The organism is Shewanella algidipiscicola (assembly GCF_900380485.1).
Classification (GTDB): Bacteria; Pseudomonadota; Gammaproteobacteria; order Enterobacterales; family Shewanellaceae; genus Shewanella; species Shewanella algidipiscicola.
Map to the genome: position 1 here is coordinate 62,353 of NZ_OXJV01000021.1, position 23,469 is coordinate 85,821.

18 protein-coding genes are annotated in these 23,469 nt (G+C 46.6%); 11 read left to right on the forward strand and 7 right to left on the reverse strand.

Annotation, left to right across the window (positions count from 1 at the left end; all coding sequences use genetic code 11):
* The first annotated feature begins 304 nt into the window (after positions 1-304).
* Positions 305-754 carry a CreA family protein gene (locus DN599_RS17570; RefSeq protein WP_162599246.1) on the forward strand — a complete coding sequence of 150 codons (450 nt, stop codon included), beginning with the start codon at positions 305-307 and terminating at the stop codon, positions 752-754.
* 202 nt (positions 755-956) lie between these two features.
* On the opposite strand, the gene DN599_RS17575 is transcribed toward DN599_RS17570, so the two are convergent.
* From DN599_RS17575 to pdsR, 3 genes are all read right to left on the reverse strand, one after another.
* Positions 957-2,132: a cystathionine beta-lyase gene (locus DN599_RS17575; protein ID WP_110458984.1), complete on the reverse strand. Its 1,176-nt coding sequence runs from the start codon at positions 2,130-2,132 to the stop codon at positions 957-959.
* Between the two features lie 90 nt (positions 2,133-2,222).
* Entirely contained in the window at positions 2,223-4,397 is a 2,175-nt protein-coding gene (gene pdsS / locus DN599_RS17580; RefSeq protein ID WP_110458902.1) for a proteobacterial dedicated sortase system histidine kinase, read from the reverse strand.
* Positions 4,398-4,399: 2 nt separating this feature from the next.
* Entirely contained in the window at positions 4,400-5,092 is a 693-nt protein-coding gene (pdsR, locus tag DN599_RS17585; protein WP_110458903.1) for a proteobacterial dedicated sortase system response regulator, read from the reverse strand.
* A gap of 231 nt (positions 5,093-5,323) precedes the next feature.
* On the opposite strand from pdsR, the gene pdsO reads away from it, so the two are divergent.
* Genes pdsO through DN599_RS17600 form a run of 3 tightly spaced genes read left to right on the forward strand, consistent with a single transcriptional unit; the run spans position 5,324 to position 9,087 of the window.
* Positions 5,324-6,106, forward strand: a complete 783-nt coding sequence (gene pdsO, locus DN599_RS17590) for a sortase-associated OmpA-like protein PdsO (protein WP_110458904.1) — start codon at positions 5,324-5,326, stop codon at positions 6,104-6,106.
* A gap of 30 nt (positions 6,107-6,136) precedes the next feature.
* On the forward strand, positions 6,137-8,470 hold the full coding sequence (locus DN599_RS17595) for a marine proteobacterial sortase target protein (RefSeq protein ID WP_110458905.1): 2,334 nt from the start codon (positions 6,137-6,139) through the stop codon (positions 8,468-8,470).
* Between the two features lie 20 nt (positions 8,471-8,490).
* Positions 8,491-9,087: a class GN sortase gene (locus tag DN599_RS17600; RefSeq protein ID WP_275426009.1), complete on the forward strand. Its 597-nt coding sequence runs from the start codon at positions 8,491-8,493 to the stop codon at positions 9,085-9,087.
* A 66-nt stretch (positions 9,088-9,153) separates the two neighbouring features.
* On the opposite strand, the gene DN599_RS17605 is transcribed toward DN599_RS17600, so the two are convergent.
* The 4 genes from DN599_RS17605 to DN599_RS17620 all read right to left on the reverse strand — a co-directional run bounded on the left by DN599_RS17605 (position 9,154) and on the right by DN599_RS17620 (position 14,168).
* On the reverse strand, positions 9,154-10,173 hold the full coding sequence (locus tag DN599_RS17605; RefSeq protein ID WP_110458906.1) for a GGDEF domain-containing protein: 1,020 nt from the start codon (positions 10,171-10,173) through the stop codon (positions 9,154-9,156).
* Positions 10,174-10,317: 144 nt separating this feature from the next.
* Positions 10,318-12,942 (reverse strand): PqiB family protein, encoded by a 2,625-nt coding sequence (locus DN599_RS17610; protein WP_110458907.1) that lies wholly within the window; start codon positions 12,940-12,942, stop codon positions 10,318-10,320.
* Positions 12,929-13,561, reverse strand: a complete 633-nt coding sequence (locus DN599_RS17615) for a paraquat-inducible protein A (protein ID WP_110458908.1) — start codon at positions 13,559-13,561, stop codon at positions 12,929-12,931. Before DN599_RS17615 ends, DN599_RS17610 begins: the two co-directional genes overlap by 14 nt.
* The gene (locus tag DN599_RS17620; RefSeq protein WP_162599241.1) at positions 13,554-14,168 is read right to left on the reverse strand and encodes a paraquat-inducible protein A; all 615 of its coding nucleotides are present in this window, start codon (positions 14,166-14,168) and stop codon (positions 13,554-13,556) included. Before DN599_RS17620 ends, DN599_RS17615 begins: the two co-directional genes overlap by 8 nt.
* A 247-nt stretch (positions 14,169-14,415) precedes the next feature.
* Between DN599_RS17620 and DN599_RS17625 the strand changes: the two genes are divergently transcribed.
* The 7 genes from DN599_RS17625 (at position 14,416) to DN599_RS17655 (ending at position 23,463) form a co-directional block, all read left to right on the forward strand.
* On the forward strand, positions 14,416-14,700 hold the full coding sequence (locus DN599_RS17625) for a YebG family protein (protein ID WP_110458910.1): 285 nt from the start codon (positions 14,416-14,418) through the stop codon (positions 14,698-14,700).
* 16 nt (positions 14,701-14,716) lie between these two features.
* Positions 14,717-15,175 carry a GAF domain-containing protein gene (locus tag DN599_RS17630; RefSeq protein ID WP_110458911.1) on the forward strand — a complete coding sequence of 153 codons (459 nt, stop codon included), beginning with the start codon at positions 14,717-14,719 and terminating at the stop codon, positions 15,173-15,175.
* A 283-nt stretch (positions 15,176-15,458) separates the two neighbouring features.
* A complete protein-coding gene (proQ, locus tag DN599_RS17635; protein ID WP_110458986.1) occupies positions 15,459-16,100 on the forward strand; it encodes an RNA chaperone ProQ in 642 nt (213 codons plus the stop codon).
* Between the two features lie 31 nt (positions 16,101-16,131).
* Positions 16,132-18,177, forward strand: coding sequence for a carboxy terminal-processing peptidase (prc, locus tag DN599_RS17640; RefSeq protein WP_110458912.1), 2,046 nt, complete (start codon positions 16,132-16,134; stop codon positions 18,175-18,177).
* Positions 18,178-18,251: 74 nt separating this feature from the next.
* Positions 18,252-20,813: an aminopeptidase N gene (pepN, locus tag DN599_RS17645; RefSeq protein WP_110458913.1), complete on the forward strand. Its 2,562-nt coding sequence runs from the start codon at positions 18,252-18,254 to the stop codon at positions 20,811-20,813.
* 62 nt (positions 20,814-20,875) lie between these two features.
* Positions 20,876-21,094 (forward strand): DUF2835 domain-containing protein, encoded by a 219-nt coding sequence (locus DN599_RS17650; protein ID WP_110458914.1) that lies wholly within the window; start codon positions 20,876-20,878, stop codon positions 21,092-21,094.
* A 320-nt stretch (positions 21,095-21,414) separates the two neighbouring features.
* Positions 21,415-23,463, forward strand: coding sequence for a DUF1302 domain-containing protein (locus DN599_RS17655; RefSeq protein ID WP_110458915.1), 2,049 nt, complete (start codon positions 21,415-21,417; stop codon positions 23,461-23,463).
* Positions 23,464-23,469 lie beyond the last annotated feature (6 nt).

Here is a 23,469-nt window from a genome sequence, read left to right on the forward strand (position 1 = left end):
CCGTTAAAAGGCATTATCATCCAGTGACTGATATTCAAGTAGGTATTTTAGGTGCGTACTCAAGTGGCTGATATGTGAGTGATTCAGATGCACGTCGTTTAAGTGAAGCCACTAAAGTTCAAGCAACTCACATTTAAGTCACCCAAGTTCAAATTATTCAGGCTCAAATTATTCAGGCTCAAGTCATTCAGGTTTAAGTTACAGGGAAGCTACTATGTCATTTTTTTCATCATTTTTATCGCAAGCGCCAACAGCCCAATTCTATTCATCTAAGGGGTTAACCTCCTTGTTACTTGCTAGCGTGATGTTAATGGCCACAGGCTGCGGTGATGATGTCGGCAAGGTGAGTCTTGGTCTGTTTACTACAAAAGATGTGCTTATCGATGCTTTGGACGATCCCAAAGTGCCGGGTGTCAGCTGTCATATTAGCCGTATCGAAGCCAACCTAGATTTTGCCGATCCCTCTGATATGGGTATCGCCTGTCGCCAAACTGGGCCAATAACCGCCGCGGATATTGCCACCATCGATAAGAGCAAAAATGGCGAGGTGGTGTTTAAGGCTTCATTGAGCATTTTATTTAAAGTGCTTAAGGTGCGCCGAATCTATGATGCTGAAAATCAAACCTTAATTTACCTGTCGTATTCAACTAAAGAAACCAATGGCAGCCATAAGCACGCCCTCTCAACGGTGCCTTTATATGGTACACACGCTTGGCAAGATCCAGCAACTAAGGCTGGTAACTCCGTACGTTAAAAAGAATGTGCTAACCCATTTTATACTTGCGATGAGTAAGCGCTAATTCGAAGTGTTAGTCCGGTAAGTTTCCCGTTGAGTATTTTAGTCACATAGACCAGACTTGGGGGCGATGGCATCGGGTTTAACCATTACAATCTCTGGTTAAACCTTTAGCGCTACCCTTTGTTTACCCCCTAGCCTGAGTGCGCCAACGCCTCATTTAGCCTTGGGCTTGGTTGAACCGCTCAAAAGCGCGGGCTAAATCGTCAATGAGATCGTCCGGGTTTTCCAGTCCTATGTGTAAGCGGATTAAGGGTTTACTGCTGTCCCAGTGGGTTGCTGTGCGCAGTTTATCGATTCCAAATACGCCCAAGATCAGACTTTCATAACCGCCCCAAGAAAAGCCCATCTTAAAGTGTTCCATATTTTCGACCAGTGCGGTAACCGATTTGAGGTTGCCTTGCTTTAACACAAATGAAAATAAACCATTGGATGCGTTGAAATCGCGTTTGAAAAACGCATGACCTGGACAGCTTGCAAATGCGGGGTGACGAATATGATCCACCTCGGGTCTGCTGACTAACCAATTAGCGACTTTAAGCGCATTTTGTTCATGCTGTGCCATACGCACGCCCAATGTTCTCAGTCCGCGACTGGCAAGATAGACATCGTCGGCAGAGGTACACTGACCCATTAAGTAACTGTTTTCCCGCAGTTGATCCCAATGCAGACTGTTTGCTGTGGCCGTGCCCAGCATCACATCTGAGTGACCTACAATATACTTGGTAGCAGCCTGGATCGAAATATCGACCCCCATATCAAATGGACGCGAGTTGATAGGTGATGCCCAGGTATTATCTAACATGACCACCATATTATGCTGGTGGGCAATACGGCTGAGGGTGGGCACATCTTGCACTTCCATGGTGATAGAGCCGGGGGATTCGAGAAATAATACTTTGGTATTGGGCTGGATAAGCGTGGCGATGTCGGCGCCAATCATGGGATCGTAATAGGTGGTATCAATGCCGAAGCCTTTGAGCAGCTTGTCGCACAGATCCCGGGTCGGTTCGTAGGCGCTATCGACCATCAAGAGATGATCGCCAGCCTTTAAAAACGATAATAATGCGCCCGAGATGGCAGCAGAACCAGAAGGGTATAACGCGGTACCGACGCCGCCTTCTAGTTCGGCGATGGCGGCTTGAAACGCAAAGTGGGTAGGGGTGCCGCGACGGCCATAAAACATCTCGCCATTGGCGCGGTTTTTGGTGGCAAAACGCATCTCTTCCATAGTGTCAAAGATCACGGTTGATGCGCGAAATACGGGGGGGTTAATCACCCCTTTAGTCCACTTTTTGTCTCTGCCTAGGCTAACTATCTGCGTCTCTTTTTTCATTGTGGCGACTCCCACCCTTATTTTATTTTTAGCCATCTTAACATCTAAATGGCCAAATGAAAGGGCGGATGGGCAATGAACGCAGATATTTTACACTGGGTTGATCGGGAGTTTGATGCTGATCATCACGCCTTGGTGTTGGCCGTTTTGCTGGATGTTTTTAGCTTCAATGCTGCCTTGATGGAACGCGGTAACCAAGCGCGCTATGTACAGGCCTAAGCCTAAGTGGGGCTTATCTTGATTAGGTTGTGGGCGCACCGAGACCATAGATTCAAAAATTTGCTCACTCATATTTTCAGGTAGTGCAGGCCCTTGGTTGTAAACGCTCAGCATGGCGATACGGCCTTTGGCATGCAGTTTCACCTCTATAGGCGTAGCGGGTAGGCTAAATTCAATGGCGTTAGCGACTAGCTTATCCATCAGTTGGGCAATATATTCTGGCACCCCTTGCATCTTAAGCGGCTCGGGGCAAATATCGACCTCGAACATCTGCTTAGGGTAAGTGATTTGATAACCCTGCATGCAGCCCGAAATCACTTTTGCCAGTGGGAAAGTATCTATTTCGGCGTGGGTAAGTGCCTCTTCTAGCCGTGTTGCCTCACTCATGTTGTTGAGGATCATATTAAGGCGGCTGACCCCCTCTTGAGCACGATCGACATATTTTTGATGCTCAGGTGGCAGTGCCTGGGCGTTGAGGTGTTCCAACGATGAACGCACTACGGCAACTGGGGTGCGCAATTCATGGGATAATCGTGATGACATGTTTTCAAGGTAATGAGTATATTGACCTAACCGGCTGACAATGCTTGCAAAGCTGCGTGATAAGTCACCAATTTCATCGCGCACCTTTGAGCCCACAATGGCCCGTTTAATCCGGCCTTGGCTGTCGATGGCTTGTTCGGCTTCATCCCTGAGTTTGCGGATGCGACTGGAGATGCTCGAGGCGAAAAAGAATAGGGCAAGGGTCCCCATACTCATCACGGTTATGATCACGTTAAACAGCTTTTCGAGTGCCTTGTTGCGCAGGGTGCGAATACCATGAGTGGTTTCTTCGGCAATCACCACTCCCATGACCGTATCGTCAATCCAAATCGGGCTGGCAGCAGCCAAGACCACCGCTTTTCCGTCGGGAGTTAAGCGCCAGGTTGAGCCAAACTTGCCCGATAAGGCGCGCTTAATATGACTACCTTCGAGTACGGCTGAGTCTTGCAGCGAGTCGACAAAGTCCTTGGCTGGGGTGGTCAGTACGCGGTAGTAGAGTGGGTGTAAATATTCTTGTTTAAAATGCTCCCAAGCACTTTCATCGCTGCGTTCGGTTGCCGCTTGAGCCCAAACGTTATTGTTACTGTGAATATCACCCGATTTAGCCAAGACTCGCCCATGTTTGTCTACCACCCAAATGCGTGAGCTGTTATGGCTCATGCCTTTGATAATACTTTCAATTTCAGGAGACGGAACCAATACAGTACCCAGTTCATTCACATCGTCTGTGGCCGAGGTACCGACAATGGCTTCTACCCGTCGGTGGCGTTTATCGTTGACATCGGCGATGGCAAACCCCAATTTACTGCCCACCATGTCCAGTGGGATCCGCAGCTCAATATTATAACCTTGTTCCGTCTTACGCCATTTACCTTGAATTTTTAGCTCTGGCGTAACGGGGGTTTTTCGCTTAGGGTTTTCAGGCAATTGGAATGCGCTTATCCAGCCATCGCGGATGGTGGCGACAATATAACGTTTAAATTTACCGTCAGGTGTCTGAGTGGCAATGGCTAGATGATCATTGGTTTCAATACTTAAGCTATTGGTGCCGCGGTATACCACATTCGGATCTGTGACTTCGAAAAAGGCGTACAGGTGGCCGGCATATTTACCGACCATATGGTTAAAGTGGATCGCGGGTGGATGATTATCGTCAAGGTTAAACAGTTGATGCTCTTGGCCGTAATGGAGGCTGCGGTGACGATAATTACCCCAATCGTTGAGTTTGCCATCGAGCTGGATAGGGCTTGCCAATGGATAGGCGTATAAGTCTCGTCCTTGCTCCACTCGTGACAAAAAACTGGCTTGTTTGTCGAACAGTTTGGGTCGCTCATGCAGGGCGGTCGCTAATGCTTGGGTCGTGCCTTCGAGGGTTTTTTCTTGACCGTGGCGCAGGTATTTTTCCATCTCCCACACGTATTGATAGCCCAGCCAGGGTAGGCAGAGTAAAAATAGAGACAAGATGGCGACTTTGGTGCGCAGCCCAATAGGCAAAGGAAACATAACTAGCCTTGGTTATCCCAGCGATATCCCATGCCATAGACGGTATCAATACAATCAAAAGTGTCGTCTTGGGTGATAAACTTCTTGCGGATCCGTTTAACATGCGATGTGATGGTGCTGTCGTCAACATAGATTTTGGCGTCTTGCATCAAGGCTTGGCGGCTGCGCACATGCCCCGGATGTTTGGCTAAGGCATGCACCATCCAAAACTCAGTGACGGTGAGCTCAATGGGCTGATTCTTCCAGTACACCTGAATGCGGTTAACATCGATAGAAAGATGACCATGCTCAATGAGCTGGGCATGTTGCGTGCTGCTTTCTTGTATTTCTGAGCGGCGAAACAGCGCGGCTAAACGCGCGATAAGATGAGGAAAACTCACATCTTTACTCAGGTAATCATCGGCGCCTAAGCGTAAGCCGCAGACAGTATCAAAATCGCTATCACGGGCAGTTAAAAAAATAATCGGCAGCTGGCTAGACATGGCTCGCAATGATTGACACAGGGTAAAGCCGCCATCGATTTCATTTTCAAGGCCAATATCAATAATCGCTAAGTCGGGCAGACGGGTAGTGAAAGCCTGCATCGCACTGGGGCGATTGGCATAAGCTTGAACGCTGTAACCTTGCTGCTGCAACACCTCTTTATAGTTTTCACGGATCGCCGCTTCATCTTCTACTATTGCAATACGCTTCATTGCTCTCTCATCGCAGTATGACTATTTTATGGATGGTGACTATACAGCAAATTTTTTTCGATAAAAGTGACTTAAGGTAATTGCCATTTTGTTGCCACAATTGGTCGCTGTAATGCCACTTTTGTTCCCTGCCAGCGCCACTTCACTGCGTTTTAATGAACTCATCGCCATCATGTCTCCGGTTTTGCTTCACCCTCATTTTTGCCGGGACATCACATTAAGGATAACAAGATGAAAAAGCAGATTATTTCCGTATTGATCGCCAGCGCGCTATTAACCTCATCCTTTGCTCACAGTGCTCAAGATAACAGTAATTTAGATAGCGGTAATTTAGATGGCAGTGCTCCAGCAGGTGTTGAAGCCTCATCAGACACCGAAGCGCTTATTGGCGTCGGCTCAGGTATCGTTCTGGGCGCCGTTGTGGGTGGGCCTGTCGGAGCGATTATCGGTGCCTTTACTGGCGGTATGATAGGCCAAGCGGTGGCCGATGACAGTGAAATAAAAACTCAGCATGCGTTGCTCGCTGAACAAGAGCAGCAGCTCGCCATGCTTAACCAGCAAAATCGTGAATTTGAGCAGGTCAGTGAGCAATACAACCATGCGCAGCGTGAGTTAGCTCAGCTAAAGCAGCATCAGCAAGCGGGCCTTGAAGAGCTGGCTTTAGGCTTAAATGTACAGTTTAAAACCGGTTCATCGGTGATAGAACCTCATTTTCAAAGCCAGCTTAATGATGTGGCGGATCTGATGTCACTGTCGCCAGAATTAACATTAGATTTAACCGGTTATGCCGATCGTCGTGGTGACTCGAGTTATAACCAAGCCTTGTCTGAGCAGCGGGTCGCTGAAGTTAGCCGTTATCTTGTTAAACAGGGGGTGGATGAGGCGCGTCTTAACGCCAAAGCCTATGGAGCCAGTGCTCCAGTTAAAGATGAGCAGAGTTTTGAAAATGATTTCTTTGACCGCCGCGTGACCATTCAATTGTTTAATGCTGATACCGCCATTGCGGCCAACTAGGCTCAAACGCGAGTGACAAGGAACACTGACATGGATATTGACTATCACCGTTCTACCAACCCTTGCCCCCTGAGGGGGGCTTTTTTATCTCAGGGGGCTGCGCGGCTCAATTTTGTGGCGCTGTTATTATGGCTTAATCACCACAAATGGCAGCGCTGGCTAGCCCTGACGATGTACACCACCTTAACTCTTAGTGCCATATTGCCCCGCAGTGTGCTGGCACAGTCTGATGATGAAACCTTATTGGGGAGTAGTCAGCTTATCTATTCGTTATCTAGTCCCTTATCTGAGCCAACATCAGAGCCGTTAACTGAATCGGCTGAGGCTTTATTATCAGAGACTTCGCACCCCAATGCCTTTGCGTTCAGTGCATTGCCGATTGAGACTCAAGTCGATATGCAGATATCGGGCTGGGTCAACCGAGTGCAGGTGAAGCAGTTTTTTCACAACGACACTGCCCAGTGGCTTAACGGCATGTACCTGTTTCCGTTACCCCACGATGCCGCCATCGACAGTATGACATTACATATTGGTGAGCGACGCCTGCAAGGTGAGATATTTCCTAAAGCAGAGGCAAAACAGCAGTTTGAGCAGGCAAAAACCAGTGGAAAACAAGCCAGCTTACTCGAACAGCAGCGGCCGAATATGTTTACCACCCAGGTGGCTAACTTAGCCCCAGGTGAAACCTTAGTGGTAGAGATTGCCTATCAGCAATTGGTCAATTACCAAGCGGGAGAGTTTAGCTTGCGTTTTCCGCTGGCGATCACGCCTCGCTACGATAATGATCCCGCAGTGACTTCATCCCCAGCTAATGGCAATGGTACTTATGCTCAAGCAAAGCTGTTAGCAGCAAAAAAAGTGGGCTCTGCGTCTTCGGTTGGTAAGGTAAACCTCAATATTCATCTCGATGCGGGTCTACCTTTAGCCAGTATTGATGCACCCTATCATAGGCTCAAGCAAGCGTCACTTGAACAGGGGATTACGGCGCTGCAATTAACCCAGACTTTAGCGGCAGATAAAGATTTTGTCTTGCGCTGGCGTCCTGAGCTGACACAGGCACCGACCGCCGTTGCTTTTGCTCAGTCGGGTAAAACTCACCGCCGCACAACGGCTGAAGATACAGTACTTGCCGATAAGCAAGGTAGCGAAAATGACTATGCCATTGTTATGGTGATGCCGCCGCAAGCCGAGCACGCCGAGAAAATGGCGCGGGAACTCTTGTTGGTGATCGATACATCGGGCTCGATGCACGGTGATTCAATGGCGCAAGCCAAAAGTGCTTTGCAATATGCGCTCGCGGGGCTGACTCCAGCGGATACGTTTAATGTGATTGCGTTCGAATCGACAGTGCAGACATTATCGACATCTGCATTGCCAGCCACGGCGGCGAATTTAGGGTTGGCTAATCAGTTTATTCAAAATCTTGTGGCCGATGGTGGCACCGAAATGGCCCCAGCGTTACTGCGTGCCTTTGCCCATACGAGTCCAGATGAGTTACAGCCATCAAGAGATACGCGTCTTAAGCAAGTGGTGTTTATCACCGATGGCGCAATTGCTAACGAGCAGCAGCTGTTTGAACTTATTGCCGACCATATTGGTGACAGTCGCCTGTTTACTGTGGGGATTGGCGCCGCGCCTAATGGTTTTTTCATGCAACGAGCGGCGCAAACCGGACGCGGCACATACACCTATGTCGGCAAACTGGATGAGGTTAGCACGCAAGTGGGCCAGCTGCTGGCCAAGATCGAACACCCCTTGGTGAGCAATATCGATTTACGCTTGAGCGATGGCACTATTCCCGATTATTGGCCGGTAAATATCGGCGATCTCTATTTAGGCGAGCCTGTGATGGTGGCGGTCAAACTCAAATCGAATCAACATCAATACCAGAGTGATGAGCTTATCGTTTCGGGTAACTTCGGTGGTTCGCAGTGGCAACGGCGCGTCGGATTGCAACGCGATGATAAAGCCAAAGGGCTTGATCTTATCTGGGCACGCAAACAGATTGAGGCGCTCATGTTGAGTAAAAATAGTAGTAATGTTGAGCGCGTAAAGCGTCAAGTGACTCAAATCGCACTGGATCACCATTTGGTGAGCCCCTACACCAGCTTGGTGGCGGTCGATAATCGTATCGTGAGACCCGCAGAGCAAATGAGTCTCGATGGGATAGCCAGCACATTACTGCCTCAAGCATCCATGGGGCAATGGCCGCAAACAGCCAGTGAGAGTCGGCTCTTTTTAGCCATTGGTAGCATGTTGCTGCTACTACTTGGCGCCTATTGGGTAAGTTATGCCGGTGTGATGCAGCGCGGCTTGTTGATGTGCTTGCAACGTATACGAGGAAAAAGATGCCAGTACAGATAAGGGCTCATCGTCATCGCATCATGCTATTGGTTGGTATTGTTGCGATTGTATTTTTGTTTAAAGGAGGCTATATGCAAGCGAAGGCACATTTTGCCCAATTTCTAATCGAGCAGGCGTGGAGCGATACCTTAAATGATGGTAAGCAACATAAGCCATGGAGTTGGGCCGACACATATCCCGTGGCTAAGCTGCAATTTGTTTCAGGGCAGGGGCAGTTGCAGGGACAAGCCTTATATGTATTAGCGGGGGCATCAGGCAGAAACTTAGCGTTTGGTCCTGCCACGCTAATGGGGGCAAATCAACTTAATGGCTGGGGGAACACTGTGATTGCTGGCCATAGAGATACTCATTTTGCCCATTTAAAAGGGGTGCAACCTGGGCAACTACTGCGGGTGCAAGATAGCTCGTCAGCAACGATTGATTATCGGGTAGTGTCGATTCAAATTGTGGCCGAAGCCGATACTAGGCTACTTGATGGGCAAGAGGATTTGCAGCTAACCTTAGTCACCTGTTATCCCTTTGACAGCTTGAGTGCGCAAAGTCGCTGGCGTTTTGTGGTGATAGCGGAGCCTGTGGCGGCAAAGCCACAAATACAGCTGGCCTCAGTTGCTGCTTAAGTGATGTTTTATAATATGAGCGGCGCTGCGGGTTTATTTTCAGCGCCGCGTGAGGGTTCATTTCATTTAGATGGGCATCACACGATTGCGCCCGAGTCGTTTGGCATCATAAAGAAAACCGTCACTGCGCTCAATTAGCTCGGCTGGACTATCTTGCTTGTGCCACTCGCTGACCCCAAAAGAGGCAGTAATGGTATCGATCAACTGGTCTTTACGACGATCTTTGATACTGACTTTTTCCAGTGAACGGCGCATGGCTTCGGCCAGATGTCGCGCCTTACGCTGGTGGCTTTTAGGGACCAAAATGGCAAATTCCTCACCGCCAAAGCGGTAAATTTTACTGCCATCGCGGCACGCTTCACTTAGGCGTTTAGCGACGGCCTTTAGGACGTTGTCGCCAAGTAGGTGGCCGTAAGTGTCGTTAAAGCTTTTAAAATGATCAATGTCGACCAAAATAAGGCAAGTGCCTTCAGGGGCTTGCGAGAGAATGCCGGCCAAATCTTGATCGAACGCTCGGCGATTGAGCACACCGGTTAGCGCATCATAATAGACATCTTTTTCTGAGCGTTTCAACTTGTCGCGTAGGGCATCTATCTCTTGTTGTGCCTGTTGTAATTTGGCGGTAAAAAATTCGGTACTGGTGCGTATGTCATCAGACTCTTTTGCCAAATTACGTACTAGCCCGAGAACTTTTTCTAGGCTGACCCCTTCCTCGTCAATGCGATTGAGTTGCTCGAAGTTGTGATCTATCCGCTTTTGAAAGCCTTTGGCATCATGGTTGGTATCTTTAAGTGATTGCGATAGTTCCAGCGTCATGGCTTCTAAATTTTGCCGCATGTCCAGTACATCGATTTCAACTGGATCAGACAAGTGTTCGCGATACAATAATTGTGCATTGACGGGGGGACAAGTTTGATACTGGGCTACTAGGTTATCCATTTTTTCAACTAGTACCGGATGTTGCTCACCCACATAGGCGTACCATAATGCGTAATTTGTTGGGGTGGTGGGGATCTGATGTTTTAACATCAGTGGTACTGCTTTTTTTAGGTTGATGGCTGCTGTACGCATCAGATCTTTTGACATGGTGAAAGCTTCCTCGCGGTACTGACCATTTCTTGAGTAGCAGTTTACGCAATATTCATCGGTCTAGACGCGATATGAGTCGCATTAATGCCTCGCAACCGCGAGGCTCGTCTTGGTTCATTAATGTTAGCCGCTTAATGATGATTATGGATTGGGCTGTTGATTTGGCGCCCAATCAAGCCAATCAGTCTGTGGTTTATCATGTAGGATAAAAGCCTGATTGCTGCCCAGTCGATTGGCTGAGCTGGTCACCGCTTGTGTCGCGACCCCGATACCACCAGTGAGTATGGTCTCAAGTGATCCTGTTTCTATTTGTGCGCCAGAAAATAGACCTACATCGATCTTGATGCCTGACATATCCCAAAATTGACTGCTTTGATTGACTAAATGTTGATAGCGCGTATCGATTTGTGCTCGCATGTTGACTTCAGTTCCGTTGTTTGATAGCTGGTAATGGGCTATTTCACCAATCTTAATGCCGCGAAAAATAATGGGACTGCCTATTCTTATGGAGCCTAAACTGCTGTCGATAAGGGTCACTTGCAGCGAGCCATCATCTAGTTGCACTGGGTTGTGGGTTAGACCAATAAAATGCTGACTTAAATGTTGACTATTACCAGGAAGGACTGCCACGTAGGGGCCGGTAAGTAGGGTTTCAGCCGCCTGAATGCCAGATAACGAAATCTGTGCATCGACTAAAAAATATTGCGCATCTTGGCGGGTAAATGCCTTGGCATAATCTCCATAAAGATAAGCATCGACATTCACCGTACTGAGGTCGTCATTGAGTTTAACCTGCTCGATTTCACCCACCTGATGACCTAAATAGCGAATAGCGGCCTTGGCCGCTAACTTAGTTGTGGCGGGAAAACTAAGCGTGATAGGGGTTGCCTTGGCTAAAGCAAGCGCCTTAGAGCCATATAAGTGTTGGCGATTAACAGCATTATCGCTATCGAGTAGGCCTAAACTTACGCTCCCTTTGATCGCGCCATTCAAAGGCGCAACCTCTACATTGACACCTCGTAAGCTGGCATCGACAGTCAAGGCGCTGTTACGCCAAAACACAGTTTTAGGGGTTAACAGTGAGTCAAATTGCTTATCAATACCTAGGGTGATGGCAAAATTGTTGCTCTGCGGCTGCCAAGCCACATCGAGCACTTGGCCAATTTGCATCTTTTTAAAATAGAGCGGCGATGTCACACTTAAATCGGCGCCGTCTGGGCTCAACAGGGTGATGCGTCGCTGAGCCGCTTGACTGATGGCTTCCTTCGCCTGTTTCTGCGAGCTAAATAACGCTAAGGTGCTGTGCTCTTTTACTAGGGTTAAAGATTTGCCTTGAATTAGACTGATCGCCCCTTGAGTGAGTGTATCTAAGTCACGAGTCTTCACCGTGATCCCATCAATTGATGCGTCAATAGCTAATGCTGATTCAGGGATGAAATAACTACCAGATGAAATAAGCCTTTGATATTCTGGCCATATATCTATTGAATATTCGACGCCGCTGTAATCTTGTTTAAACCGCACAGCGCTGACACTGCCAATAGGCAACTGTTTAAAGCGAACCTGTGCTCCAATGTTGATGCCTGGGTTTTCGTTGGCCGTTAATGTCAACGCGAAAGGTTGGTTATGTAATGGCGGGGCGCTATCGAGTAGTGGATACTGTGCTAAAGGCTCACCTGTACCGGGCATAAAATTGATCACGCTACCTGTGAGTAAGCGTGCGGCATGTTTAATCCCCTGTGTCGAAATGCCGGCGCCTTCGACCCAAAATTGTGCCGTACCACTCAAGAGATGGGCATAGTCGGTATCGAATGTTGCATCAAATTGGACGCCAGCGTCACTTAAATGTGTGTGGGTGACGCGGCCTATCTCTATGCCACGAAATACAATGCTGGCACCCGTTTGAATGGCATCGGCGTTACTGGCCAGCAGTGAGAACCCCACGCCACCAATGGCGGCATCTTTATTATCAAAAATGGTATAGTGTTGATTTGGCTCGGCTTGGAGGCCATTAGGATCGGATGAAAAGCTGACGCCACCGGCTAAAATGGCTGACAGACTCTCGGTTTTTACCTTGATACCCGACAGTGAAGCATCGACGGCTAAACCTGAGACGTTCCAGAATTGTGAGTTTTGTTTCACTAAATGTGTGTACTGTTTCTGTATGTACGCATTAAATAAGATACTGCTGTCATTGACTAAGCGATAACTGAAAATTTTTCCGACCGGTATTTGACGATAAAAGATTTGCGAGCCTATATCGAGAGAACCTAAGGTAGGGCTACTCAGTTGCACCATTAAACCGTCGGAACCTGGTGCGACTGGCGGGGCTTGGTCTTCGGCGATAAACTCACTGCGATCATTGCCATCACCGGGTTGAATGGCGATATAGTTACCGGAAAAAAGCGCATCGAGCCCCTCAACACCTGTGATTGAGGCTTTAGGGGTGACCAGCCAAAATTTGGTGTTGTCTTTTAAAAATGGGGTAGAGCGATAATCCATCAACAGATCGACATTCACACCTTGCAGAGCATCATCGATGCTAATGTCGACCACTTTACCTACGGTTAAACCTTGATAACGTACTAAGGTTTTACCGACGTCGATACCTGTGGCACTCGGAAAATGGATACGCACATCGATACCCGATTCTCGGATACTCTTGACGCCCAGCCAAGCACCCAACGCCAGCGCGATGATAGGTAACAGCCAAATTGGCGAAAATAACTTTTTCTTTACTACTTTAGGTGTTTCAATTTTTGTCATTTTTCGCTTCCAATCGATCCCAGAGTAAACGCGTGTCTAATACTTTCGCCGCCAGTTGTGTCAGTAAGACGACTAATGCAAACGCCGTTGCAGCAGGGGCGGGTTTAGCATCAAATATTTGTCCCATATTAACTAAGGCGGCCGTTATCGATATAACAAACAGATCCAACATTGACCATCGCCCAATCCATTCAATGATGTGAAAGCCTGTCATTAATGTCTTTTTTGAAATAGGTAGACGATAACTTATGGCAAGCAGGTAGGTTGCCAACCCGATAATTTTAAGCATGGGCACTAGAATACTGGCGGTAAATAAAATGATAGCAATAGGCCATAAGTCTAGATGAATCAAATGATTAATACCGCTAAAGATGGTGTCTCGGCGAACTTGTCCTTGGCTTGTCATTACCGTAATTGGGTACAAGTTGGCTGGCACCAACAACACGGCTGCGGTGATCAGTAGTGCCCAGCTTTTTTGGATGCTGGCATAATCTCGGCTCTGTACGTGTTGGCCGCAGCGTTGGCAATAGTTATCTTCAATCCGGCATAGTTTGGCGCAAGTAGGGCAACAGGTGATCCCCGCTGCTTGTCCTTGCGAGTTGCTGTGAGTGTCATTCATTTAGCTGGTTCCACATATGCTCGATATCATATTCACGCTGCAAGAAAATCACCACAATAAATAAAATACTGAAGGAGAATGTCCCTATACCAAAATAGAGGTCGGTGTAGTCGGAGAGTTGAAACACTGAAACAAAGATACTAATCATATATATCTCGAGCATAGTCAACTCAGTCAACAGGCTATGCCAGCGCAACAGGTGTCGGTAAATATTACGAAAAAAGGGATTTTTCATTTGATACTTAACGATTAAAATTTGTGTTAATACAGACAAGATGAGTAAACCTGGGGCGATAACCGCAGCCACTAAAACTGCAATGCCAACCACCCAATACCCTTGAGATGCCACCGACATCGCCCCTTGAATCACGGTTGTGGTGCGTACACTGCCTAAAAAATGTAACTCTAATACAGGGAAAATGTTAGCAGGAAAATACAGTACTAAAGCGGTAATGCACAAGGCGAGCATGCCATTGATGGAGCAATATGGGGTGTCATACAAATTACTATGGCAGCGAGGACAGAGGGCTCTTACCCCAATAGGTAACGCCCGCTTGCTGACGATTAAGTCACACGAGCGGCACAGGATAATGCTCTTGTCTAACACATTTTTATCGGAAGTAATGATGCGTATTCCTATCGTTTGGGACGGGTGAAATACATTATTGCCCCCTATTTTTCAGATCCAAAAAGCCGTTGTCTATGCATGTCGTTACCATGATGCCTCAGTGTCAGTGAAGTCATTGATAGCAAAATAATAGAACAAGATTCTATCAGATAAATTTGAACACTTGCATAACAACTTGTATTTATGAGATTCTAGGACTGTATATAAAAACAGTATGAGGGCAGGCATGGCAGTTATAACGAAATTTGTCGTAGTCAGAGAAGGGGTAGAGAAGATGACATTCACATCTAAAAAAGAGGCCGATGCCTTTGATAAGATGCTCGATATCGCCGACAATCTTCTTCCTTTTATCGAACAGGCTCAGTTAGGCCTTGATGACGATGCATTGGAAAAATTGAGTTTTTATTTAGCTGAAAATAAAGATCAACTGATGGGTTTATTAAAGGGCGGTGCGGTAACCAAACCTGCGGCAGTAAAAAAAGCCAGTAAAAAAACTGAATCAAAAGCATAATTTATTAGGACACCCTATGACTTCTGTGTGTTATGACACTTTAGCTCGCCAAACTGAGGCGCTATTTAGCGGCGAAGATAACCTTATCGCAGCCATGGCTAACTTTTCCGCATTAATTAATGACAACCTTGACGATATCAATTGGGCTGGATTTTATTTGGTTGAGGGAGAGCAGTTGATATTAGGGCCTTTCCAAGGAAAAGTGGCTTGTACTCGTATTCCAATGGGCAAGGGGGTTTGTGGCACATCAGCGCAGACCAATACCACGCAACGTGTCGCCGATGTACATCAATTTGTCGGCCATATTGCCTGTGATTCGGCGAGTAATTCTGAAATTGTCATCCCATTAAGACGCAATGGCCAAGTGATCGCGGTTCTCGATATCGATAGCCCATCTTTGGACAGATTTGATAAAGTCGACGAAAATGGCCTTGAATTAGTAGTAAAAAGTTTGGAAAAGGCTTTATTTGCTTAAACTAACATCAATTTTGCGCAATTGGTGGTCGCATTCGTATCTAGCAGGCTTATAATAGGCTGCTTGGCGAACATCAAAAACGCTGGGGAGTATTTCATTGCTTGAAATGAATACTTGGCGTTTGTTAAGTGTAATTGATAAGGTATGTTAGACGAAACGCTAACGGGTGTATCTACGCTAGGTAAGATCATGCCCGTTAATAGCATCTAACAAATATGAACGACACGCCCACCAATAGATGTTTGGTGTGGTGATAGTCCCTTTTTTAACTGTGGAAGTAATGATGGAATCAACAGAAAAGTTGACCGACACCAACGCTATTCTTGCGTATTTATATGAAACATTTCCTTTGTGCTTTATTGCTGAAGGTGAAACTAAACCCCTTAAAATTGGATTGTTTCAGGACTTGGCTGAAAGGTTAGCTGATGATTCTAAAGTCAGTAAAACTCAATTGAGAATTGCCTTACGTCGCTATACTAGCAGTTGGCGCTACCTGAAAGGTATCAAAGCTGGGGCAAAGCGTGTCGACCTTGATGGCAACGAATGTGGTGAGCTAGAGCAAGAGCATATCGATCATGCACAAGCTACACTGAAAGAGAGTCAAGAAAAAGCCAAGGCTAAACGTCTAGCAAAAGCGGCAGCTAGCAAGGGCGAAAATACTCAGCCTAAGGCTGAAAAGAAGCCCTTTAAAAAGCCTGTGCCTAAGCGCAAACCTGCGGCGGCTAAAGTGGCCAAACCTGACGTTGCAGTACAAAATTTGACGCCTGCAGTCTTAGGCGAGTTGAAACCAAATCAACGCGTCAATGTCAAACTTGGTAAATCACCAGTAGCGGGTGTCGTACTCGACATCAAAAAAGAAGATATACAAGTGCAGTTAGATTCAGGATTAACCATTAAAGTGAAGGTTGAACATATCCTGCTATAACTGTTCTATTGTACAAAGGAGTAACTTGTTGATGCGAAAACTAACTCTGGTAGCTTCCATTGCCAGCATTTTTGTAGGATTCTCGGCTTGGGCATTGACGCCTACAATTCCATCAAGCGAGTTGCCCTCTTTGAATCAAGAGCCACAGCATAAAGTGGCGAGTAAGCGAGTGGCGGACACCTATGCACGTAATCATTATCATCGTTTTAACTTTGATGATGCCTTTGCTATGCAGGTGTTCGACCGCTACTTAAAGCAGCTGGATTATCGCCGTAATGTGTTATTACAAAGCGATGTTGACAGTTTTAAGGTCTATGCAACCGAATTTGATGACATGCTTAAGAGTGGCGATTTAGCCGCAGCGTATAAGATGTTTGACTTGGCTCAACAGCGCCGATATGACCGTTTCGCTTATGCATTATCCCTGCTCGATACTGAAATTGATTTTAACGTCCCGGGTGACAGCTATCATTACGATAGAGAAGAGGCGGCTTGGCCAAAAGATGAAGCCGAACTCGATGAGCTATGGCGTCAGCGGGTCAAATACGATGCCCTCAACCTCAAACTCACAGGTAAAACGTGGGATGAAATTGTTGAAGTGCTAGAAAAGCGCTACAACAACGCCATCAAACGCTTGAGCCAAACTAAGAGTGAAGATGTATTTCAAGGCGTGATGAATGCCTTTTCTCGCTCTGTAGAACCGCATACCAGTTACCTTTCTCCGCGCAACGCTGAGCGTTTCCAAATGGAAATGAACCTAAGCCTTGAAGGCATAGGCGCGGTGCTGCAGATGGATGAAGATTACACCGTAATAAAAAGTTTAGTTGCTGGTGGCCCTGCGGCTAACAGTGAAAAACTCTCCCCTGAAGATCGCATCGTTGGTGTTGGCCAAGAAGGTAAAGAGATAGTCGATGTGATTGGCTGGCGTCTCGATGATGTTGTTGAACTCATTAAAGGCCCAAAAGGCAGTAAAGTGGTGCTGCAAGTCTTACCTAAGAAAGGTGGCTCTTCAGCTAAACCCACTTATGTCACAATTGTTCGTGATAAGATTCGCCTAGAAGATCGCGCAGCGACCTCTGAGGTGATTGAGCCTTCAAGCGGAGATTATGCTGGTCGCAAAATCGGTGTCATTAAGATCCCAGGCTTTTACATGAACCTGTCGCAAGACGTGTTTAAAGAGCTGACCAAACTGAAACAAGAAAATGTTGAAGGGGTCGTCATAGATCTGCGTGGCAACGGGGGCGGCGCATTAACCGAAGCCACCTTGTTAACCGGCTTGTTTATTGAACAAGGCCCAGTAGTGCAAATTCGTGATGCCAACGGTAGAGTTTCACAAAACCGTGATAATGATGGTCGGGTTGCTTATGCAGGTCCACTGACAGTGATGGTCGATCGCTATAGCGCTTCTGCATCTGAAATTTTTGCCGCGGCGTTGCAAGATTATGATCGCGCACTTATCGTTGGTGAGTCGACTTTTGGTAAAGGCACAGTGCAGCAGCATAAAAGCCTCGGGCGTATCTATGATATGTACGATAAGCCGATTGGGCATGTGCAATACACCATCGCTAAGTTTTACCGCATCGATGGCGGCAGCACCCAAATTAAAGGTGTCACACCCGATATTCCGTTCCCTAGTGCCTTAGAGCCGGGTGAATATGGCGAAGCCGAAGAAGATAATGCATTGCCGTGGGACAAGGTGCCGATGGCTCAATACAGCACCCTAGGCGACATCAATTCAAATTTGGTGGTTAATTTAGATGGCCGTCATCAACAACGAATTAAGCAAGACGTAGAATTTAGCTATATTTATCAAGATATTGCAGAATTTAAGAAAAGCCATAAAGAAACCAGTGTCTCCTTAGTGGAAAAAGAGCGTATTGCCGAACGTGAGGCGAGTGATAGTAAGCAGTTAGCACGTTTAAACGAGCGCCGTGCTGTTAAAGGCTTAACACCATTGACATCGCTCGATGATGCCGACGATGAGATGGCGTTACCCGATGCATTCTTAGATGAAACTGTGTTTATTACTCTCGATATGGTAGACATGGAACAAGTGGCTAAAAATCAGTCTAAATAAATGGCTGCCTAGAATAAAAAACGCGCTATTGGCGCGTTTTTTTTATCAAATTTTAAGTGACAAGAGGAACTGTGATGACGCAAGTTCAAGCGAAATACCTAAAAGATTACCGCGCACCAGATTATACCATTAGCCATGTAGCGCTTGACTTTGTGTTGGCTGGCAGTGATACCAGAGTGACGGCAACCAGCCAAGTGCGTCGTCTAAATGACAGCGCGACTTCCTTATTACTCGATGGTGAAGCGTTGTCGATTGAGGCCTTGACCGTTGATGGTAACCCTTATCCTTATCAAGTCCAAGATGGTCAACTGTTGCTGGAAAATCTAGCCGCTGAGTTTGAACTGCAAGTGATAACCCGTCTTGACCCTGGGGCGAACTCAGCCCTTGAAGGCCTTTATATGTCCGATGGCGCCTACTGCACCCAATGTGAGGCGCAGGGGTTTAGACGCATCACTTATTTTCTCGACCGCCCAGATGTGTTAGCGATTTACACTGTGCGAGTGGAAGCCGACAAGCAAGCGTTTCCTTATTTGCTCAGTAACGGTAATCAAGTAGAAGCTGGCGATCTTGATGGTGGTCGTCATTTCGTCTGCTGGCAGGATCCGTTTCCAAAACCTGCTTATTTATTTGCTCTGGTAGCTGGTGATTTCGACCTGCTACAAGACAGCTTTGTGACCAAAAGCGGTCGCGAAGTTGCACTGCAAGTTTTTGTGGATAAAGGTAACTTGCATAAATCCCATCATGCGATGGCATCTCTGAAAAAGTCGATGGCTTGGGATGAACAGCGTTTTGATTTGGAATACGATCTCGATATCTACATGATTGTTGCGGTCGATTTTTTCAATATGGGCGCCATGGAAAATAAAGGCCTCAACGTATTTAACACCAAGTATGTGTTGGCCGATACCGCATCGGCAACGGATGATGATTATCATGGCATCGAATCTGTAGTAGCCCATGAGTATTTTCATAACTGGACCGGCAATCGCATCACTTGTCGTGATTGGTTTCAATTAAGCTTGAAAGAGGGCTTAACGGTTTTTCGGGATCAAGAATTTAGCTCAGACGTTGGTTCGCGCGCGGTTAATCGTATCCATGCGATTAAGGTCATCAAAAACCAGCAATTTGCCGAAGACAGCGGCCCTATGGCTCATGCCATTCGTCCCGAATCTGTAATTGAAATGAATAATTTTTATACCGTGACTGTGTATAACAAGGGGGCTGAAGTGATCCGCATGATGCACACCTTGTTAGGTGAAACCGGCTTTCAGGCAGGGATGAAATGTTATGTTGAACGTCATGATGGTCAGGCGGTCACCTGTGACGATTTTGTGGCGGCGATGGAAGATGCCAGCGGTGTCGATTTAAGCCAATTTAGACGTTGGTACAGTCAATCGGGAACGCCCTTAGTCACAGTCAAAGAGGAATATGATGCTGGGGCGAAGCAGTATCGCTTACATATTTCGCAGCGTACATTGCCTACTGCAGAGCAAGCAGAAAAATGGCCGTTACATATTCCGTTTGATCTCGAACTGCTGAGCGCCGAGGGTGAATCGATACTCAATCGAGTACTCGATGTCACACAAGCAGAGCAGACTTTTGTGTTTGATGATCTACCAAGTGCCCCTGTGCCGTCGTTATTACAAAATTTCTCGGCGCCAGTAAAATTGCTCTTTAACTACAGTATTGAGCAGCTGCTCCACTTAATCCGCTTTGCCTCGAGTGAAGTGGCTAAATGGGAAGCATCGGTGACGTTATTTAGCCAGTCTGTGTGGCACAATGTGGCTAGCCTTCAAGCGGGACAAAGCATGCACATCGACAGCCGTTTAATTGATGCAATAAAAGGCTTATTGCTGGAGCCGGATCTCGATCAGGCCTTACTGGCCGAAATATTACATTTTCCCAATCTGTCGACCCTGATTGAGCAAGTCAATGAGGCCGATATCGATGCCTTGTCGATGGCGCGTACATTTGTGCTTGAAGAGATAGCCAGTGGCTGTGAAGATGAGTTACTGGCTCGATACCGAGAGCTGGCGGCGATTGATGCACCTGAGGCTCGCTCGCTGAAGAATGCGGCCTTGTTATTATTGCTCAATGTGTCAGATGAACATCAAACCTTAGCCGAAAACCAATATCGTCATGCCACTAATATGACTGACAGTTTAGGCGCGCTAACGGCGCTCAATAGTGAAGACAGTGTGCTTAGGCAAACGCTGCTAGATGATTTTCAGCAGCGCTGGTCTCAAACGCCACTGGTGATGGATAAATGGCTGACGTTACAGGCCACCTGTGCAGGTGATGAGCGCATCGACGCGATTAAAACCTTGATGCAACACCCAGCTTTTAGCCTGTCAAATCCTAACCGTGTTCGCGCGTTAATTGGGGCGTTTGCGGCGGCAAACTTGGCGGTATTCCATCGTCAAGATGGCGCAGGTTATCAATTATTAACTGATGTCATTATTGAGTTGAATACGCTTAATCCACAGGTTGCGGCGCGCATTATTACGCCGTTAATACAGTTTAAGAAGTTTGATGAGAGCCGACAGGTATTGATGCAGCAATCATTACAGCAAATACTTGCCCTGCCACAACTGTCGAATGATCTGTTTGAGAAAGTGTCCAAGGCATTGGCATAAACTGTTAGCGACGAGGCAGCCTCTGCCTCGTCATTTTTGTTCTTATTATTGTTGACGATATTATGGTCTTTTTCTTTTCAATTTATGTCAGTTACCATGATTTTTTAAATTATTATCAAGGATATGTGGATAAAGTCGAAGTTAAGGAAACTGGGGGTAAAACGCTGTGGATCAATGCCCGTCACTTTCGACCTTTCTTAACAACAGGTGGCCTGTCTGGTCATTTTAGATTAGAGCTCGATGATGCAGGGCAGTTTCGTTCTTTGACTCGCGCACAATAAACTAGAGTAATTACTTCAAACGGGTGATCGTAAATCTCCAGCTTAATCTTTCCCATTTTATAAATATAATTGCTTGTTTATTATTGCTTTTTTGATACACCTTCCTTTTTGTTAATCTCTTGTATCTGTTTATTTAAATCGTGCGTTTGAAATGTACGGTTTTATTTAGCTTAAGTATCCAAATATCAAGGTAATTTTCTCTTTTTACACCTTGCTCATCGATAGTAAATGCTGTAACAATGGTGTTACCTGTACGCTAACAAGATGTTGGCTACCATTCCTATAACAAAGAATCCAGCAGGTTACGGAGAAGAGCTAAAATGAAAAATCTTAAAAATGGCTTTAATAAGTCAACGCTTGCTTTGGGGATTATTGCAGCGTTGAGCATCACAACCACGCCACTTGTTCAGGCGGTGTCGTTTGATTGGGGGGAAGTGCAAGGTTCGTTTGATTCAACTTGGAGTGCTGGCGCAAGTTGGCGAGTTGAAGAGCGAAACTGGGATGATCATATTGGTAAAGTGAATCACCCGCGCTTCGACTGGTCAAATTATTCCGCGTTTAACAATACCAAATATTCTTCAGCAGAGATCTGGGCTCAACCCGGCTCATATTCCAGTAACGGCGACTTGAGTAACATGCTCTATTCTCAAGGCGACGTTACTTCAATGGTGTTTAAAGGCCTACATGAGCTGTCGTTACAATATAAAAACTATGGTCTGTTTGCTCGTGGCATGTACTTCTACGATCAAAAGGCCAATGACGGCAGTTATGGTTACAGTGACCCATTAACGGGTAAAGAATATGATCCTTGTGCCGACTCCGAGGCCTCTAAGGTGCAATGTAAAGATGTGCGCCTGCTCGATGCGTTTGTTTACGGTAATTTCGATTTTAATGATGGTGCTAACCCGCTAACAGTTCGAGTGGGTAACCAAGTCGTGTCGTGGGGGGAAAGTACCCTGATTGCCCACGGTATCGGTGTGATTAACCCGGTGGATTTGAATATTCTTAATGCTCCAGGGGCTGAATTAAAAGAAGCCTTTAGGCCACAGGGCATGGTGTGGGCATCACTGGGGGTTACCGATTTCCTGTCTGTTGAAGCTTTCTACCAATATGATTGGGAACCAGTATGGGTACCAACACCCGGCTCGTTTTTTTCCACTAATGACTTTGCCGGTTATGGTGGCTATGGTCAAAATGCGCAGCTGGGCTTTAATGCTAACCCAGACATGAATCTCGATTTTATTGTCTCAGAATACAATAACTTGTTACAGATGATGGCTTCGGGGCAATATGATGCCGAGACCTTAGGGAAATTGGCTTTAGCGTATCCGACCAAAGCCACTCTAGTTAAAGATCAAGCCAGTGCCAGTGATTCAGGACAGTACGGTGTTAAGTTTGGTTACTATGCGCCAGAATTGGGTGAAACTGAATTTGGTTTGTATTACATGAACTACCACAGCCGCCGTCCTTTGATCAGTGGCACCGCGGCTAATTTTACTACCGAGGCGATTGGGCGAGACTTAGCTAAGCTGGGCGCCGTTGCTGCTGCCGGAGGCACAGTCGATCGTAACACCTTATTAGGGCTAGAAACCTTTTCTAAGGCACAAATTGAATATCCTGAAGATATTCAGCTTTATGGCTTCAGTTTTAACACCTTGATTGGTGATACGTCCGTTGCGGGTGAAATAGCCCATCGTCAAGATGAGCCGCTGCAAATTGATGACGTTGAACTCTTATTTGCCGCCATGCCTCAGCAACTCGCCAATGCCGGATTGCGCCCTGATTTAGACGGTATATCGCAAATTAAAGGTATAGGCTCAGGCGAGTCAGCCAAAGGGTATATTCTGCGTGATACTACTCAAGCACAGGTTACCTTTACGCATTTATTTGGCCCTACTTTAGGCACCAGTAACTTAACCATGTTAGCCGAAGTCGGTGGTGTGTGGATCCACGATATGCCTGGCTTTGATGAGCTGCGTTTAAATGGCCCTGGCACGGCTCGTTCAGGGGGAAATCCTGATATGCCTGGCATTATCGAAGCCCTGCATAACGGCCCAGAAACCAATCCGTTCCCAACTGATTTTTCATGGGGTTATCGAATTGTAGCCAAGGCGGACTACAACAACTTGTTTGCGGGTGTGAACATGGCACCGCGCATTATCTTCTCTCATGATGTTAAAGGGATAACCCCTGATCCTATGTTCCTATTTACCGAAGGTAAGAAAGCGGTCGCTATCGGGGTTAACTTCGATTATCAAAGCCGTTGGGGAGCCGATTTCTCCTATAACTCTTTCTTTGGTGGTGTAGGCACGACTAATCAGATGTCTGATCGTGATTACGTGTCATTTAACATCAAGTATTCAATCTAATTCACA